The 1,331-nt window shown below is 27.5% G+C and carries 1 protein-coding gene; it reads right to left on the reverse strand.

The features are described from left to right. Positions 1-15 precede the first annotated feature (15 nt). The coding region (locus tag AVBRAN9333_RS09395; RefSeq protein WP_336609907.1) for a UDP-glucose dehydrogenase family protein at positions 16-1,331 on the reverse strand (1,316 nt) is incomplete at its 5' end.

Below are 1,331 nucleotides of genomic sequence, written 5' to 3' on the forward strand. Positions count from 1 at the left end.
CGATAACTGTTTGGCTCAATTCTTAACCCCAATATTTATCACGTCAAAACCATATTTTTTAGCTTCATTGAAATTTATTATATTTCTAGTATCATAGATTTTTTTAACCTTTATACAATCTTTAAGCTTTAAAAAATCAATATCCTTAAATTCATCCCATTCTGTCAAAATTACTAATAAATCACATTCATTGGCACATTCATAAATTGAATTTGTATAATTAACGTTATCATTTAAAATACCTTTAGCATTATTTATAGCCCTCGGATCATAAACATTTATATTGTGATAATTTTTAATAAATTCTTTTATAATTTCAATCGCTGGACTTTGTCTACAATCATCAGTGCCATTTTTAAAAGCAAGTCCTAAAATACCTATTTTTGGATTATCAATATCTTTTAACATATCCTTAATGTTATTTGCAATTTTTTTAAATCTATCATTATTACCCTTAATGGTAGTTTCTATTAAAGATACTCCTACCCCAAGCTCCTTAGCCATTCCAAGCATTGCTAAAGTATCTTTAGGAAAACAACTCCCACCAAATCCAGGTCCAACGTTTAAAAATTTATTACCAATCCTACTATCAAGTCCAATTCCAAGTGCAACATCACCTATATTTGCCCCGCTTTTTTCACAAAAATCAGCTATTTCATTTATAAAATGTATTTTCATTGCTAAAAAAGAATTAGAAGCATATTTTATAAGTTCAGCCGATTTTCTAGTTGTAATTAAAATTTTATCACTATCAATATGCGAATACAATTCTTTTATTGCTTTACTTGCCTTATCAGAATTACTTCCTATTATAACCCTATCTGGATTATAAAAATCTTCTAAAGCATACCCTTCTCTCAAAAATTCAGGTAAAGATACTACGTCAATATTAGGATTTATTTTGTGCACTATTTGTTCTATTTTATCTCCAGTACCAACCGGAACAGTTGATTTGGTTGCTAAAATAAAATATTTATTTTTATCTCTTAAATTTTTACAAATTTCATTTATCGCTTCAAATATATATTTTAAATCAGCTTTCTCACTATTATTTGATTGTGGAGTTCCAACAGCTAATATAACAATATCAGCTTCATTTATACAAGAATAAGATGTGGTGAAAGTGAGATTTTCATTAACTACTTCTAAAAATAATTGCTCAATATTATTTTCATATATTGGCAAAATACCATTTTGTAAAGAATGAATTTTACTTTTATTAATATCTACACAAGTAACATTGTGGCCTAGTTTAGCAAACCCAATACCGCTAGGTAATCCTACATAACCAGTTCCTATAATAGCTATATTCAACAAACTCTCCAATTTTG

This window comes from Campylobacter sp. RM9333 (assembly GCF_020137705.1).
Lineage (GTDB): Bacteria > Campylobacterota > Campylobacteria > Campylobacterales > Campylobacteraceae > Campylobacter_E.